Origin of the sequence: Streptomyces sp. NPDC056160, from assembly GCF_042268205.1 — a bacterium.
Lineage (GTDB): Bacteria > Actinomycetota > Actinomycetes > Streptomycetales > Streptomycetaceae > Streptomyces.
In genome coordinates, this window is the sequence record NZ_JBHJUW010000089.1 from 20204 (window position 1) to 35394 (window position 15191).

The following is a 15191-nucleotide window of genomic DNA, read 5'->3' on the forward strand; positions in this document are numbered from 1 at the left end:
GGTGGCGGCAGTGCCCAGGACGACGGAGACGGCCGGGCCCCCCGTGCCCCAGCGGCTGCTGGCCGCCGCCACCCGGCTCTTCGCCGACCAGGGCTACGACCGCACCTCGGTGCAGGAGATCGTCGAGGCGGCAGGGGTCACCAAGGGTGCGCTCTATCACTACTTCGGCTCCAAGGACGACCTCCTGCACGAGGTGTACGCGCGCATGCTGCGCCTCCAGCAGGAGCGGCTGGACGCCTTCGCCGACGCCGACGAACCCGTCGAGAAGCGGGTCCGGGACGCCGCCGCCGACGTCGTCGTCACCACGATCGACAACCTCGACGATGCGATGATCTTCTTCCGGTCCATGCACCACCTCGGCCCGGAGAAGAACAAGCAGGTGCGCGCCGAGCGCCGGCGCTACCACGAACGCTTCCGCGCGCTCATCGAAGAAGGCCAGGAGAAGGGTGTCTTCTCCAAGGCGACCCCCGCCGACCTGGTCGTCGACTACCACTTCGGCTCCGTCCATCACCTGTCCACCTGGTACCGCCCCGACGGCCCGCTCACCCCTCAGCAGCTCGCCGACCACCTGGCCGACCTGCTGCTGAGGGCACTGCGGCCGTGAGCGCGTTCCGGGTTGCGTGACGGGCGGCCGTCCCGGAAGGTCGGTGCCATGAAGGGCATCAGCTACAGCCGCTACGGCGGACCCGAGGTGCTCGAGTACGGGGAGGTCCGCGACCCCAAGGTCGGCCCCGACTCGGTGCTGGTGGAGGTACGGGCGGCGGCCGTGAACCCGGTCGACTGGAAGTGCCGCGAGGGCCACCTGGACGGCCTGCTCGACCCGGTCTTCCCGGTGGTGCCGGGCTGGGACCTCGCCGGGGTGGTGGTGCGGCCGGGCGCCGCCGTCACCGAGTTCGCGGCCGGCGACGAGGTCATCGGCTACGTCCGCGAGGACTTCCTGTCCCGCGGCACCCTCGCCGAGTACGTCGCCGCCCCGGTGCGGACACTCGCCCGCAAACCGCGCAACCTCTCCTTCGAGGAGGCGTCCGGGCTGCCGCTGGCCGGACTCACCGCCTACCAGGTGCTCGTCGGCACCCTCCGGGTCGAGCGCGGCGAGACCGTCCTCGTGCACGCCGCCGCGGGCGGGGTCGGCTCGTTCGCCGTCCAGCTCGCCACCCACCTGGGGGCCCGCGTGATCGGCACCGCGAGCGAACGCAACCACGACTACGTACGCACCCTGGGCGGCGAGCCGGTCACCTACGGCGACGGACTGGCCGAGCGGGTGCGCTCACTCGCGCCCGAGGGGGTGGCCGCCGTGTTCGACACGATCGGCGGCGAGACCACAAGGACCTCCGCCCACCTGCTCGCGCCCGAGGGCCGCCTGGCGTCCATCGCCGACCCCGAGGTGGTCGCCCACGGCGGCAGCTACTGCTTCGTCCGCCCCGACGCCGAGGACCTGCTGCACCTGACCGAGCTGGCCGAGCAGGGCGTGCTGGGCGTGCACGTGGCCGAGACGTTCCCGCTGACCCGTGCGGCGGACGCGCAGCGGCGCAGCCAGGAGGGCCGCACCCGCGGGAAGATCGTCGTGACGGTGGGGTCCTGGGACCAGAGGACGTAAGGCGTGACGGTGGGGTCCTGGAGCCAGGGGACGCAGGGCGTGACGGTGGCGTCAGAAGCGTGACGGTGGCGTCAGATGAACGGCGGGGCCTCAGAAGACCAGCACCGCCGCGCACACCGCCATCGCCACCGTGCACAGCACCGCCGCGGTGGCGAGCCGCGCGGTGAGGGCGGGCGGAGCCGCCGCGCCCGCGAGCCGGCGGATGCGGAACTGGGCCAGCAGCACGAAACCCAGCCAGAGCAGACAGCACAGCGCACAGACGAGGACACCGGCGGGGGAGACACCGCCGTGCAGGGCCGTCTTGACGGCGAGCACCGCCGCCACCGTGCCGGACAGCGTCGTACGCCGCCAGGCGAGCCGCGTCCGCTCCGGCTGCAGACCGGGGTCGCGCACGGGAGCGGCCCCGGGCGCGCCCTCCCCGGCCGCCCCACTCACCCCGCCCGTCCCGCCAGGACCACCACGACCATCGCGACGGCCACGACCGCCACGACGATGCCCAGCAGCGCCGGGAAGCGCGACGCGGGCAGGTCCTCGCCGCGGCGCATCGCCCGCTCGCAGCGCACCCAGTGGTTGACCGCGCGCAGCGAGCACAGCACGCCCGCGGCGAGCAGGGCGAGCGCGAGACCGATGCGCCAGGCCCATCCCAGGTGCGGCAGGAACTGGTCCACCGCGAAGCCGCCGCCGATGAGCGCGAGCGCGGTGCGCAGCCAGGCCAGGAAGGTCCGCTCGTTCGCCAGCGAGAAGCGGTAGTCCGGGGTGCGGCCCTCCTCCCTGACCTCCTCGGGGGCGAACCACAGGCGGACGTTCCGTGCGAAGTCGATCACGGGAGGGACCCTACCCAGGTGCGTGCCGACGGACCCCGGAGGGGCACGGGCGCCGTCACCGGGCCGACCTGTGGGCCTTCAGGCGCTCGTAGGCGGCGAGGCCGTCGGGCACCCACTCCCACTCGCCCAGCCTCCGCTCGACCTCCTCCTCGGCCAGGAAGCCGTGCCAGGCCACCTCCTCGGCCTGCGGACGCACCGGCAGCTCGCAGCGGACCTCGTACACCGCCGACCACCAGCTGCGGCCCGCGCCGTCGTCGTACAGGAACTTGAACAGGTACTCGGGCCGGGGCAGCCCCGACACGCCCAGTTCCTCCTCGGCCTCGCGCAGCGCCGCGTCGTCGTAGCTCTCCCCGGCTCCCACGACACCGCCCACGAACAGGTCGTGCAGGGAGGGGAAGACCAGCTTGGTCGCCGTACGGCGGTGCACGAAGAGCCGCCCCCGGGCGTCGCGGGCCTCGACGAAGACGCAGCGGTGCCGCAGCCCGCCGGCGTAGACCTCCCCGCGGGGGGCCCGCCCGATGACGCGGTCGTCGGCGTCGACGATGTCGAGGATCTCGTCCGCAGCGCTCATGCCCCCATCCAAGCAGGCCGCGCCCAAAGGCGGTGGCCGTGCGGATCAGCGTGGTTGCAGCTTCCGTTTCTGCTCGGGCACCGAGGCGCCGCACGGCATCGCCGGATGCAGGCCGAGCAGGACGATGCCCGTCACGATCGCCGCGAGACCCACCGCCTCCCAGGTCAGCGCGCTGATGTCGGTGCGCAGCCGGTCACCGAGGAAACCGACCCCGCAGGCGATCCCGGCCAGCGGCTCGGACGCGGTGAGCGCGGGCAGCGACATGCGCAGCGGCGCCGTCTCGAAGGCGCTCTGCACGAGGATCAGCCCGGTGACACCGATCACCAGCAGGCCGTACGGCTGCCAGCTCGCGAACAGCTCCGCCCAGCCGCCCGCCGAGAACCGCTGCCCGCTCACCCGGGTGAGCGCGTCCTGCACGCCGTACAGCAGCCCCGCGGCCACCGCGAGCAGCACCGGCCCCCAGCTGAGCCGGGACCGCTTGGCACAGGTGGTCAGCAGCAGCGCCGCGCCCACCATGGTCCCGATGATCAGCCAGTGCCGCAGCGGATCGGTGACCGCGCTGCCCGCCCGCGGCTGGCCCGCCAGGATGAACGACGTCACGCCGCCGGCCAGCAGCGCGAGGCCCAGCCAGCCCTGCCGGCCCAGCGGCTGCCGGGTCTGTCTGCGCGACAGTGCGAGCGCGAACAGCAGGTTCGTCGCCAGCAGCGGTTCCACCAGGGAGATCTCGCCCCGGCCCAGGGCCACCGCGCCCAGCACCATGCCGGCCACCATCAGGGCGAGCCCGCCCAGCCAGCGCGGCACCTTGACCAGGTCGAGCAGCAGCCGCGGCGAGAGGAAGTCGTTGAGCGGAGCCCGCTGGGCCGCGTTCTGCTGGAGCACGAAACCGAAGCCCAGGCAGCAGGCGGCACTCACGGCGAGAATCAGAACCAGAACCGACACGCTGCGTACCTCGATCATCCGGCCGGGCCACGGGGTGCGTAATGGCCGACTGTAGCGTCCTGGAGCGCCGTTCGCCGGTACGAGTACCCGGATCCGCGCAGTCGACTCGGCCACGACGCCGTGCGCGTCGGGGCGATGGCACGGCAGTACGGCCATGGTGGGCCGCACCGGCGGACTTCGCCATGGCGTACGCCACACGGGTGAGTCGCCCGGGTCGGTCACGCGGGCGGGACCGGCCTCGGTGAGGCCGACCGCGCCCGTCTCGCAAGTACCGTGCGCCCAAGCCGAGTTGACGTGCCGTCGCCGAACCGGCCGCCGGCCGCGCCGCGTTGACGCAGAGCCGTCGACAGGCGGTCCGCGCGCGCCGCGGGACGGGGCGAGCCGGTGGCGCCGGCCCGGCCGGTCCGACGCCACGCGACGCAAGGGGTGCGTGCGGCAAAAGGCGCGTGCAGCGAAAGGCGCGTGCAGCGAAAGGCGCGCGCAGCGAAAGGCGCGCGCAGCGAAAGGCGCGCGCAGCGAAAGGCGCGCGACGCAAAAGGCCCGTGCCGCGAAGAGCTGTGCGACGCAAAAGGCGCGCGCCGCGAAAGATGCGCGACGCAAAAGCTGCGCGCCCCGAAAGATGACGGAAGTCTGACGGGCGCCCGGGAACCCTGGCACCCCGGGGGCCGGGGTGCTCGAATGAAGACGTGAACCCCGAACCGTCCGAGGGACCGGGCCGCCCGGACGGCCCGTCCGAGGAACCGAGCCGCGACCGCTTCCCGCCCGAGGAGGAGGGGCGGCCCGTCGGCCGCCGCGTCTTCCTCGCCACCCTGGGCCTGGGCGCCCTCGGCGTGGTCGCCGCGCCCGGCCTGCAACGCGGCCTGGAGGGCTTCCTGGGTGCCGCCTCCGGCAACGACCCCACCGGCCTGACCGGTCTGCTGCCCAACGGCGGCGGTTTCCGCTACTACTCGGTCGCCGCCTCCGTCCCCCGCGAGGACGCCACCGGCTACCGCCTGAGAGTCGACGGCCTGGTCGACCACCCGGCGACGTACACGCTGGCCGACCTCAGGGCCCTGCCGCAGACCCGCATGGTCCGCGACGTCCAGTGCGTCACCGGCTGGCGGGTGCCCCGCACGGCCTTCGAGGGCGTACGGCTCGCCCGGCTCCTGGAGGCCGCCGGGGTCCGCCGCACGGCGCGGGCCGTCCGCTTCACCTGCTTCGACGGCACCTACACCGAGAGCCTCACCCTCGGCCAGGCCCGCCGCCCGGACGTCCTGGTCGCGCTGCGCATGCAGGACAAGGACCTCGGCCACGACCACGGCGGCCCGGTGCGCCTGTACGTCGCCCCCATGTACTTCTACAAGTCCGCCAAGTGGCTCTCCGGCATCACCGTCACCGACGAGGTCCGGCCCGGCTACTGGGAGGACCGGGGCTACGACGTCGACGCCTGGGTCGGCCGTTCGAACGGACGCAGCGATGTCCCCACCGGTTGAGACCGCGGCCCCGCCCGCCCGTGACGTCCGCCGCTTCGGCGCCGCCCAGCGGTGGGTGCACCGCGGCACGGCCGTGCTGATGGGCGTGTGCGTGCTGACGGCCGCCTGCCTGTACATCCCCCAGCTCGCGGTGCTCGTCGGCCGCCGCGAACTGGTCGTCCGCGTCCACGAGTGCGCGGGCCTCGCGCTGCCCGTCCCGGTCCTGCTGGGCCTGGCCTCTCGAGCCCTCCGCGCCGACCTGCGCCTCCTCAACCGCTTCGGCCGGCACGACACGCTCTGGCTGCGCGCCGTCCTGCGCCGCGACCGGCGGCCCGCCGCGCGTCCCGCGGGCAAGTTCAACGCCGGGCAGAAGATCTACGCCGCGTGGATCGCGGGGGCCGCCCTGGTCATGCTCGGCACCGGCCTGATGATGTGGTTCACCCACCTCACCCCGCTGATGTGGCGCACCAGCGCCACCTTCGTCCACGACTGGCTCGCCCTGACCATCGGTGTCGTGCTGGCCGGTCACATCGGCATGGCCCTCGGCGATCCCGAGGCCCGCCGCGGCCTGCGCACCGGCATGGTGAGCCGGAGGTGGGCGGAGCACGAACACCGGCTGTGGAGGCCGTGAGAGAGGTTCAGCTCCCGGGGCCCCCGAGACCCCCGGGGCCCCCTGGATCGCCCACGTCCGCCCCGTCCCCCGCGTCCTCGCGGCCCTCGGGGTCCCCGAAGTCCAGCAGCACCTTGCAGGACCGCGTGCGGTCCGCCGCCAGCGCGAACGCCGCCTCGGCGTCCCGCACCGGGACCACGGCGCTGACCAGCTCGTCGAAGGCGGGTTCGGCGGCCAGCAGCCGCAGCGCCCCGTCGAACTCCGTACCGAAGCGGAACGCCCCGCGCAGCTCGATCTCCCGGCTGACGACGAGGTTCCCGGCGAACGGCGACTGCCCGGGCGGCAGCATCCCCAACTGGACGACCACCCCGCCGCGCCGCACCAGACGCAGGCACGCGTCGAGCCCGGCCGCCACCCCGGAGGCCTCCACGGCCACGTCCACCTCGGTGGGCCACCCCGGGTCCACCGGATCGTCGGCCCGTACGACCGTGTCGGCGCCGGCGGCCGAGGCGTACCGCAGCGCGCGCGGCACGAGGTCGGTGACGGTCACGCGGGCCGCGCCCGCCGCCCGGACCGCCGCGACGACCAGGCAGCCGATCGGTCCGGCCCCGGTCACCAGCACGTGCCGGCCGGTCACGTCCCCGGCCCGGCGCACCGCGTGCAGCGCCACCGACAGCGGTTCGGCGAGGGCGGCCCGGCGCAGGTCCAGGCCCGTCGGAAGCGGCCTGACCTGCCCGGCCGGGACGGTCACGCGCGCCGCGAAGCCGCCCTGGACGTGCGGGAAACGGGCGGCGCTGCCGAGGTAGCGGGTGTCCCGGCAGACGTTCTCACGGCCGTCCGCGCACTCCGGGCAGGTCCCGCACGGGGTCGCCGGGTGCACCGCCACGGCCGTGCCGGGGGCCGGACCGGTGGCGCCGGGGCCGTAGGAGACGACCGTGCCGACCACCTCGTGCCCGAGCACCATCGGCTCCCTCAGCCGGAAGTCCCCGACCCCGCCGTGACGCCAGTAGTGCAGGTCGGAGCCGCACACTCCGCCGTAGCGGACGGCGACCAGCGCCTGCCCGGGGCCGGGCTCGGGCTCGGGCGCCTCCTCGACGCGCAGGTCGCCCTGAGCGTGGATCACACAAGCGCGCACCGCCGGCCCCCTACAGCACACTCGTCATGCCGCCGTCGACGTACAGCACCTGCCCGGAGACGAAGTCCGCGGCCGGGGAGGCGAGGAAGAGCACCCCGCCCACCAGGTCCGCGGTACGTCCCCAGCGGCCGGCCGGGGTGCGGCGGCGCACCCACCCGCTGAACTCCTCGTCCTCGACCAGGGGACGGGTCAGCTCGGTCTCGATGTAGCCGGGCCCGAGCCCGTTGACCTGCACCCCGTACGGGCCCCAGTCGGCGCACATGCCCTTGGTCAGCATCTTCAGCGCGCCCTTGGTCGCCGCGTACGGCGCGATGCCCGGGCGGACCACCTCGCTCTGCAGCGAGCAGATGTTGATGATCTTGCCGTGGCCGCGGCCGGTCATCCGCCGGGCGGCCTCCCGCCCGACGAGGAAGGCGCTGGTGAGGTTGGTGTCCAGGATCCGGTGCCAGTCCGTGTCCGTGAACTCCAGGAGCGGCGCGCGCAGTTGCATGCCCGCGTTGTTCACCAGGATGTCGAGCGGGCCCACCCGCTCCTCGACGTCCGCGATCCCGGCGGCCACCGAGGCGCCGTCGGTCACGTCGAACGCCGCCGTGTGCACCCGGCCGCCGGGCACTCCGGCGGCCGCCTTCGCGAGCGCGCCGCCGTCGCGGCCGTTGAGCACGACCGTGCAGCCGGCCTCGGCCAGGCCGCGGGCCAGGGCCAGTCCTATGCCCCGCGAGGAGCCGGTGACCAGGGCGGTCCGGCCGCCGATGTCGAAGAGGGGGTGAGCCGTCATCGCCGTACCCCTACAAGATCAGGGAGAGGGCGAGGACCAGGGCGCCGGCCACCACGGAGAGGATCGTCTCCATCAGTGACCAGGTCTTGATCGTCTGGCCGACCTCCAGCCCGAAGTACTCCTTCACCAGCCAGAAGCCGGCGTCGTTGACATGGCTGAAGAAGAGCGAACCGGCGCCGATCGCCAGCACCAGCAGGGCGGCGTGGGTGGTCGACATGTCGGCCGCCAGCGGCGCGACCAGACCGGCCGCCGAGACGGTCGCCACGGTCGCCGAACCGGTCGCGAGCCGGATCACCACCGCGATCAGCCAGGCCAGCAGCACCGCGGGGATCGACCAGCTCTTGGAGATGTCCAGGATCATCTGGCCCACACCGCAGTCGATCAGCGTCTGCTTGAAGCCGCCGCCCGCACCGACGATGAGCATGACGCCCGCGATGGGCATGAGGCCCTTCTCGACGGTGGAGTTGATCCGCTCCTTGGTGAAGCCGGCCGGGCGGCCCAGCGTGAAGATGCCGACGATCACGGCGGCCAGCAGCGCGATCAGCGGCGAGCCGATCACGTCGAAGACCCGCTGGGTCATGTTCGCCGGGTCGTCGATGACGATGTCGACCAGTGCCTTGGCCAGCATCAGCACGACCGGCAGCAGCACCGTGGCCAGCGTGGCGCCGAAGCCCGGCCGCCGCTCCAGCTGCTCCGAGGCGCGCTCGGGGAGCATGCGGTCCGGGGCGGGGACGTCCACCCAGCGGGCCGCGACCTTCGAGAACAGCGGACCGGCGATGATCACGGTCGGGATCGCCACGACTATGCCCAGCGCCAGCGTCACGCCCAGGTTGGCCTTGACCGCGTCGATCGCGACCAGCGGGCCGGGGTGCGGCGGGATCAGCCCGTGCATCACCGACAGACCGGCCAGCGCCGGGATGCCGATCCGCATGAGGGAGTAGTTGCCGCGCTTGGCCACCATCAGGACCACCGGGATCAGCAGCACGATGCCGACCTCGAAGAACAGCGGCAGACCGATCACGGAGGCGATCAGCACCATCGCCCACGGCATCGCCCGGCCCCCGGCCTTCGCCAGGATCGTGTCGACGACCTGGTCCGCGCCGCCCGAGTCGGCGAGCAGTTTGCCGAGGATCGCACCCAGCGCGATCAGCACGCCCACACCGGCGACCGTCGAACCGAGGCCGCTGGTGAAGCTGGTGATCGCCTTGTCCAGCGGCGCGCCGGCGACCGCGCCGAGCACCAGTGACCCGATGGTCAGCGACAGGAAGGCGTGCAGCTTGAACTTGGTGATGAGCAGGACGATGACGGCGATGCCCGCCAGGACGGCGATTCCCAGCTGGGCGTGTCCGGCCGAGGTGATCGGCGGGGGCGCGTCCGCTGCCAGCATCTCGACGCTGAGTCTGGTCACGGGGAGTTCCCTTGGAGGTGAAGAGGGACGGTGGGTTTCAGAGGTGGAGCGGTCTGCGGCCGTGGGGGAGTGGCGTCACCGCGGGGACGGTTCGGCCGGGACGGACCGCGTGGTGCTGTCGAGGTCGTCCAGCGCGGCCACGGCGCGCGCGGTGATCTCCTCCGGCGAGCCGGAGACGTCCACCGCGACGCCCCGCTCGTCCGCCTGGAGCGGCTGGAGCGTGGCGAACTGGGAATCCAGCAGCGCGGTCGGCATGAAGTGACCCTGGCGGTGCGCCATCCGGTCCTCGATGAGCTGCCGGGAGCCCGTCAGATGGACGAAGACGATCCCGGGAGCCGCCGCCCTGAGCCGGTCGCGGTACGACCGCTTCAGCGCCGAGCTGCTGACCACCCCGCCGAGCCCCGCACGCCCGTGCGCCCAGCCGCCGATGGCGTCGAGCCAGGGCCACCGGTCGTCGTCGTCGAGCGGGATTCCGGCCGACATCTTGTCGATGTTGGCCTGCGGGTGGAAGTCGTCGCCCTCGGCGTACGGGACGCCGAGCCGGGCCGCGAGCAGGGGACCGATCGTGGTCTTGCCCGTGCCGGCGACGCCCATCACCACGACGACGTGGGGGGTGCGCATCACTGCCTCGCTGTCTTCCTCGACATGGGACGCCGACATCCGGCGTCCGCCACACTGAAACCCATTAGGTACGACGAATTCAAGAGACTGTGACTTATAAGTCTGACTTTTTGAATCCGTGACCCGCCCCGTACGCTGAGTGCATGAGCACACCGGGCCGGGGGCTGCACGGCCGCGTACTGGACTCCCTCGGCCCCGCCATCACCGCGGGCGAGTACCCTCCGGGCAGCGTCCTGCGCACCGACGAACTGGCACAGGGTTTCGACGTCTCACGCTCCGTGATGCGCGAGGCGGTGCGCGTCCTGGAGTCCATGCACCTGGTCGCCTCGCGCCGCCGCGTCGGCGTGACCGTCCTGCCCCAGAACGAGTGGAACGTCTACGACCCCCAGGTCATCCGCTGGCGCCTGGCGGGCGCCGACCGGCCGCGGCAACTGCGCTCGCTCACCGTGCTGCGCTCGGCGGTCGAACCCGTCGCGGCCGGACTGGCCGCCCGGCACGCGGGCCCCGAGCAGTGCGCCGAACTCACCGAGTGCGCCCTCGGCATGGTGGCCAACTCACGCGGCCACCGGCTGGAGGAGTACCTCTTCCACGACATGGCCTTCCACCGGGTGATCCTCACCGCGTCGGGCAACGAGATGTTCGCGCGCCTGGGCGACGTGGTCGCCGAGGTGCTGGCCGGCCGCACCCACCACGAGGTCATGTTCGAGGACCCCGACCCCGCCGCCGTCACCCTCCACGTCCAGGTCGCCGAGGCCGTCCGCGAGCGCGACGCCGAACGCGCCGAACGGCTGACCCGCGAGATCACCGTCGGCGCGCTGCAGGAACTGGACATCCTGGCGCCGTAGAACGACAGGACCCACGGTCCCCAGGTCCTACGGTTCTACGCCAGGAAGTCGCCGTCCACGTACGCCCACGCCCCGTCCACCCGCTCGAAACGGCTGCGCTCGTGCAGCGAGCCGCCCCGGTAGGACGCCCGGAACGTCACGGTCCCGGTGGTGTGGAAGGCGGAACCGTCCGCCGTGCCCAGGATCTCAAGCCCCGTCCAGCGCAGCTGCGGATCCAGGTCCAGCCGCGCGGGCCGCGTCCGCGGATGCCAGGTGCGCAGCAGGTACCCGGCGTCCTGCCGCACGAAGGCGCTGTACCGCGACCTCATCAGCGCCTCGGCGCTCGGGACGGCGGCGCCGGCGTGGTAGCGGCCGCAGCACTTCTCGTACGGCCCGGTCAGCCCGCACGGGCAGGAACGCGTGGTCATGGCGCCCATTGTGCCCGCGCCCGCCGCCCCCGGCGGACACCGCCGGCGCTCGCCCCCCGGCACGACCGCGCGGCACGCACGCGCCCGAGGCACAGTGGAAGGGGTGCGAGAGGGGGCCCGCAGTCCCGGCGACGAAGCTCAGGAGGGACCGACGATGACGCGACCCGTGGACACCGCGGACACCGGCCGGCCGGTGTCCGTCAAGGAGTGGCGGCTCAACCTGTACCTGTCCGAGCACGACCCGGACACCACCGCCCGGATCGTCCTGGACACCGGTGACAACGTCCTGGAGAGCTGCGCGGAGGCCCGCAGGAGCCCCTACGACTGCGCGGTGCCCGACATCGGCGACGAACTGGCCGCGGGCCGGGCCCTGATCGCGCTCGGGCGCGACCTGCTGCGCGCCGCCGCCGGCGACATCGAGGCGGTCGGAGCGCCGGAGGCGACCTCCTCCGCGCCGCTGTGGTCCACCGGGGAGTGAGGGAGCCCCCGGTGCTCTTCACGGACCGGATCGAAGCGGGCAGGCGGCTCGGCGCCCGGCTCGGGCACCTCGCCGGCCAGGACCTCGTGGTGCTCGGACTGCCGCGCGGCGGCGTGCCGGTTGCCGCGGCCGTCGCGGCGGCGCTCGACGCCCCGCTGGACCTCTGCCTGGTACGGAAACTGGGGGTGCCCGCCCAGCCGGAGCTGGCCATGGGCGCGATCGGCGAGGACGGGGTACGGGTCGTCGACGACTCGGTCGTGCGCCAGGCACACGTCCCACCGGACGCGCTGGAACGCGTCGAGGAACGCGAGCGGCGGGAACTGCTCAGGCGGGCCGCGCGCTACCGCGGCGACCGCCCGCCGGTCGCCGTCGCCGGGCGGACCGCCGTGGTCGTCGACGACGGGGTGGCCACGGGTTCGACCGCGCGGGCCGCCTGCCGGACGGTGCGGGCCAGGGGCGCGGCGCGGACCGTGCTCGCGGTGCCGGTCGCACCACCGGACTGGACCCGGCGGCTCGCGGGCGAGGCCGACGAACTGGTCAGCCTGGAGACCCCCCTCGGATTCTTCGCCGTGGGCCAGTTCTACGGCGACTTCGCCCAGCTCGACGACGAGGACGTCGTCGCCTGCCTGCGGCGCGCACCGGCCGCCGCCCGGCGCGCGGCGGCCGACCGGGAGGTGGAGGTGACGGCGGGCGCCGTGCGGCTGGGCGGGCGGCTGACGGTGCCCGCGGACCCGGCCGGGATCGTCGTCTTCGCGCACGGCAGCGGCAGCGGCCGGCACAGCCCGCGCAACCTCCACGTCGCCGCGGGGCTGAACCGGGCCGGCCTCGGCACCCTGCTGTTCGACCTGCTCACCGAGGAGGAGGCCGGGCACCGGACCAACGTGTTCGACACCCGCCTGCTGGCCGCGCGGCTCGCCGACGCCACCCGCTGGCTGCGCGCCCGGTCCGAGGCCCGTGACCTCGCCGTCGGCTACTTCGGCGCCAGCACCGGGGCCGCTGCGGCGCTGCGGGCCGCCGCGGAACCCGACGCCCGTGTCGCCGCCGTCGTCTCCCGGGGCGGACGCCCGGACCTGGCGGGGCCCGCCCTCGCCGCGGTGACCGCGCCCACGCTGCTGGTCGTCGGCGGCGCCGACCCGACCGTCCTGGACCTCAACCGCCAGGCACAGACTGCCCTGACCTGCGAGAACCAGCTCTCCGTGGTCCCGGGCGCGACGCACCTCTTCGGCGAGCCCGGCGCCCTGGAGACGGTGACGGACCTGGCCCGCGACTGGTTCACGGACCACATGAGGGCCACGCGCGCGTGACGGGCGCAACGCGAGAACGGCGCCGACCGTGGTCGACGCCGTTCTCCTGTGTGTCCGAGGGGGGACTTGAACCCCCACGCCCGATAAAGGGCACTAGCACCTCAAGCTAGCGCGTCTGCCATTCCGCCACCCGGACAAGGTATCTGTCGTGCGGGGTTTCCCTCGCGGCGACGACGTAAACATTACCAGGCTTTCCGGGGTGCCCGATCACCCCGGCCCCCGCGTGAACGGAGTGTGACGGGCCGGGACCGCTCTTGGGGCGGAGCCGGGGAGGGAGGGAGGATGAGGGGACACCACCGGCACACGAGGTGGCCCACCAGCACACCAGCGGGAGGAAGCAGCGTGAGCGAGACGGACACGGCCAGGGGCGTCACCGGCGAGGACGAGGTCGTGGACCTCTGCCGTGAGCTGATCCAGATCGACACCAGCAACTACGGCGACCACTCGGGCCCCGGCGAGCGCAAGGCCGCCGAGTACGTCGCCGAGAAGCTCGCCGAGGTGGGCCTGGAGCCGAAGATCTTCGAGTCGCACCCGGGCCGAGCCTCCACCGTGGCCCGCATCGAGGGCGAGGACCCGTCCCGGCCCGCGCTGCTGATCCACGGCCACACCGACGTCGTACCGGCCAACGCCGACGACTGGACCCACCACCCCTTCTCCGGCGAGGTGGCGGACGGGTGTGTGTGGGGGCGCGGCGCGGTCGACATGAAGGACATGGACGCGATGACGCTGGCCGTCGTGCGCGACCGGCTGCGCAGCGGGCGCAGGCCCCCTCGGGACGTCGTGCTCGCCTTCCTCGCCGACGAGGAGGCGGGCGGCACGTACGGCGCCCGGCACCTGGTCGACCACCATCCGGACCTCTTCGAGGGCGTCACCGAGGCGATCAGCGAGGTCGGCGGCTTCTCCTTCACGGTCAGCGAGCAGCGGCGGCTCTACCTGATCCAGACGGCCGAGAAGGGCATGCACTGGATGAAGCTGACCGTGGCCGGCACCGCGGGCCACGGCTCGATGGTCCACCGGGACAACGCGATCACCGAGCTGTCGGAGGCCGTCGCCCGCCTGGGGCGCCACAAGTTCCCGGTGCGGGTGACCAAGACCACCCGGGCCTTCCTCGACGAACTCGGCGACGCGCTCGGCACGGAGCTGGACCCCGAGGACATGGAGGGCACGATCGCCAAGCTCGGCGGCATCGCCAAGCTGATCGGCGCGACCCTGAGCAACACCGCCAACCCGACCCAGCTCGGCGCCGGTTACAAGGTGAACGTGATCCCGGGCGAGGCCACGGCGCACGTCGACGGACGTTTCTTGCCCGGATTCGAGGAGGAGTTCCTCACCGACCTCGACCGGATCCTCGGCCCCGAGGTCAAGCGCGAGGACGTGCACGCCGACAAGGCCGTCGAGACGACCTTCGACGGGGACCTCGTGGCGGCGATGCAGTCCGCGCTGCTGGCGGAGGACCCGGCCGCGAAGGCGATCCCGTACATGCTCTCCGGCGGCACCGACGCCAAGTCCTTCGACGACCTGGGCATCCGGGGCTTCGGGTTCGCGCCGCTGAAGCTGCCGCCGGAGCTGGACTTCGCCGGCATGTTCCACGGCGTGGACGAGCGGGTGCCGGTGGACGGCCTGAAGTTCGGCGTGCGCGTGCTGGACCGCTTCCTCGACGCCTCCTGACCTCGGTCAGCTTCCGCTTGACCCCGGTAATCGGCCGCGTGTGCGGAAATGACTGGGAAGGGTGAATGCGACCATAAGCTCGTAGCTCCATTACTCCCTCCTCGTTACAGGTAATGCGATCAGCAACACGGGATCGCTTTTGCCAACTAGGAGGAATAATGATCAAGAAGGTCGTCGCTGCCGCGGTTGCCACCGGTGGGCTGGTTCTCGCGGGCGCGGGCCTGGCCGCCGCCGACTCCGGAGCCCAGGGTGCCGCCGTGCAGTCCCCGGGCGTCGTCTCCGGCAACGTCATCCAGGTGCCCGTGCACGTGCCGGTGAACGTCTGCGGCAACACGATCTCGGTGATCGGGCTGCTGAACCCCGCCTTCGGCAACACCTGCGTCAACAAGTGACGTTGTGCCTCGCCCCGTGAGGGTCTGACTTCATCGACTCCGTGGGGGGTCTGAACCCGTCGGCCCCGGAGCGCCAAAAGCGAGGGCATCAACCGCGTGATCAAGCTCGACGCCCGCGCCGCCTTCGGGTTCAGCAACGCTACAAACCAGCGCCTACGCACACGCT

At 73.0% G+C, this 15191-nt stretch carries 18 protein-coding genes and 1 tRNA gene; 9 read left to right on the plus strand and 10 right to left on the minus strand.

Features of this window, described 5'->3' with window-relative positions:
• Positions 1-10 precede the first annotated feature (10 nt).
• Both ACFC02_RS27895 and ACFC02_RS27900 read left to right on the plus strand, forming a co-directional pair.
• Entirely contained in the window at positions 11-604 is a 594-nt protein-coding gene (locus tag ACFC02_RS27895) for a TetR/AcrR family transcriptional regulator (RefSeq protein ID WP_376362819.1), read from the plus strand.
• 48 nt (positions 605-652) lie between these two features.
• Positions 653-1597 (plus strand): NADP-dependent oxidoreductase, encoded by a 945-nt coding sequence (locus ACFC02_RS27900; RefSeq protein ID WP_376362822.1) that lies wholly within the window; start codon positions 653-655, stop codon positions 1595-1597.
• Between the two features lie 90 nt (positions 1598-1687).
• Here ACFC02_RS27900 and ACFC02_RS27905 read toward each other — a convergent pair whose 3' ends face one another.
• Genes ACFC02_RS27905 through ACFC02_RS27920 form a run of 4 tightly spaced genes read right to left on the minus strand, consistent with a single transcriptional unit; the run spans position 1688 to position 3931 of the window.
• Positions 1688-1990, minus strand: coding sequence for a DUF202 domain-containing protein (locus tag ACFC02_RS27905; protein WP_376362825.1), 303 nt, complete (start codon positions 1988-1990; stop codon positions 1688-1690).
• Between the two features lie 38 nt (positions 1991-2028).
• Positions 2029-2421, minus strand: a complete 393-nt coding sequence (locus ACFC02_RS27910) for a DUF202 domain-containing protein (RefSeq protein ID WP_360965789.1) — start codon at positions 2419-2421, stop codon at positions 2029-2031.
• A gap of 55 nt (positions 2422-2476) precedes the next feature.
• Positions 2477-2992 (minus strand): NUDIX hydrolase, encoded by a 516-nt coding sequence (locus ACFC02_RS27915; protein WP_376362828.1) that lies wholly within the window; start codon positions 2990-2992, stop codon positions 2477-2479.
• Positions 2993-3037: 45 nt separating this feature from the next.
• On the minus strand, positions 3038-3931 hold the full coding sequence (locus ACFC02_RS27920) for a DMT family transporter (protein ID WP_376362831.1): 894 nt from the start codon (positions 3929-3931) through the stop codon (positions 3038-3040).
• Between the two features lie 686 nt (positions 3932-4617).
• Here ACFC02_RS27920 and ACFC02_RS27925 point away from each other — a divergent pair.
• Together ACFC02_RS27925 and ACFC02_RS27930 are read left to right on the plus strand one after the other, a co-directional pair.
• On the plus strand, positions 4618-5403 hold the full coding sequence (locus ACFC02_RS27925; RefSeq protein ID WP_376362833.1) for a molybdopterin-dependent oxidoreductase: 786 nt from the start codon (positions 4618-4620) through the stop codon (positions 5401-5403).
• A complete protein-coding gene (locus tag ACFC02_RS27930) occupies positions 5387-6013 on the plus strand; it encodes a cytochrome b/b6 domain-containing protein (protein ID WP_376362837.1) in 627 nt (208 codons plus the stop codon). Before ACFC02_RS27925 ends, ACFC02_RS27930 begins: the two co-directional genes overlap by 17 nt.
• A gap of 7 nt (positions 6014-6020) precedes the next feature.
• On the opposite strand, the gene ACFC02_RS27935 is transcribed toward ACFC02_RS27930, so the two are convergent.
• The 4 genes from ACFC02_RS27935 to ACFC02_RS27950 all read right to left on the minus strand — a co-directional run bounded on the left by ACFC02_RS27935 (position 6021) and on the right by ACFC02_RS27950 (position 9931).
• Positions 6021-7127 (minus strand): L-idonate 5-dehydrogenase, encoded by a 1107-nt coding sequence (locus ACFC02_RS27935; protein WP_376362840.1) that lies wholly within the window; start codon positions 7125-7127, stop codon positions 6021-6023.
• A gap of 10 nt (positions 7128-7137) precedes the next feature.
• A complete protein-coding gene (locus ACFC02_RS27940; RefSeq protein ID WP_376362843.1) occupies positions 7138-7902 on the minus strand; it encodes an SDR family oxidoreductase in 765 nt (254 codons plus the stop codon).
• Positions 7903-7912: 10 nt separating this feature from the next.
• Entirely contained in the window at positions 7913-9310 is a 1398-nt protein-coding gene (locus ACFC02_RS27945) for a GntP family permease (RefSeq protein ID WP_376362846.1), read from the minus strand.
• A 75-nt stretch (positions 9311-9385) separates the two neighbouring features.
• Complete coding sequence (locus tag ACFC02_RS27950; protein ID WP_376362867.1) at positions 9386-9931, minus strand: gluconokinase; 546 nt, start codon at positions 9929-9931, stop codon at positions 9386-9388.
• A 143-nt stretch (positions 9932-10074) separates the two neighbouring features.
• Here ACFC02_RS27950 and ACFC02_RS27955 point away from each other — a divergent pair, with 143 nt between their 5' ends.
• Positions 10075-10776, plus strand: coding sequence for a FadR/GntR family transcriptional regulator (locus ACFC02_RS27955; protein WP_376362848.1), 702 nt, complete (start codon positions 10075-10077; stop codon positions 10774-10776).
• A 35-nt stretch (positions 10777-10811) separates the two neighbouring features.
• Here ACFC02_RS27955 and ACFC02_RS27960 read toward each other — a convergent pair whose 3' ends face one another.
• Positions 10812-11183 (minus strand): YchJ family protein, encoded by a 372-nt coding sequence (locus ACFC02_RS27960; protein ID WP_376362851.1) that lies wholly within the window; start codon positions 11181-11183, stop codon positions 10812-10814.
• Positions 11184-11337: 154 nt separating this feature from the next.
• Between ACFC02_RS27960 and ACFC02_RS27965 the strand changes: the two genes are divergently transcribed.
• On the plus strand, positions 11338-11661 hold the full coding sequence (locus tag ACFC02_RS27965; protein ID WP_376362854.1) for a dsRBD fold-containing protein: 324 nt from the start codon (positions 11338-11340) through the stop codon (positions 11659-11661).
• Positions 11662-11672: 11 nt separating this feature from the next.
• Positions 11673-12965, plus strand: a complete 1293-nt coding sequence (locus ACFC02_RS27970) for a phosphoribosyltransferase family protein (RefSeq protein WP_376362857.1) — start codon at positions 11673-11675, stop codon at positions 12963-12965.
• Positions 12966-13016: 51 nt separating this feature from the next.
• On the opposite strand, the gene ACFC02_RS27975 is transcribed toward ACFC02_RS27970, so the two are convergent.
• Positions 13017-13101: transfer RNA gene (locus ACFC02_RS27975), tRNA-Leu, on the minus strand.
• Between the two features lie 206 nt (positions 13102-13307).
• On the opposite strand from ACFC02_RS27975, the gene ACFC02_RS27980 reads away from it, so the two are divergent.
• Positions 13308-14633: a M20/M25/M40 family metallo-hydrolase gene (locus ACFC02_RS27980; RefSeq protein WP_376362860.1), complete on the plus strand. Its 1326-nt coding sequence runs from the start codon at positions 13308-13310 to the stop codon at positions 14631-14633.
• A 158-nt stretch (positions 14634-14791) separates the two neighbouring features.
• The gene (gene chpH / locus ACFC02_RS27985; RefSeq protein ID WP_018570377.1) at positions 14792-15025 is read left to right on the plus strand and encodes a chaplin ChpH; all 234 of its coding nucleotides are present in this window, start codon (positions 14792-14794) and stop codon (positions 15023-15025) included.
• Positions 15026-15191: the final 166 nt, after the last annotated feature.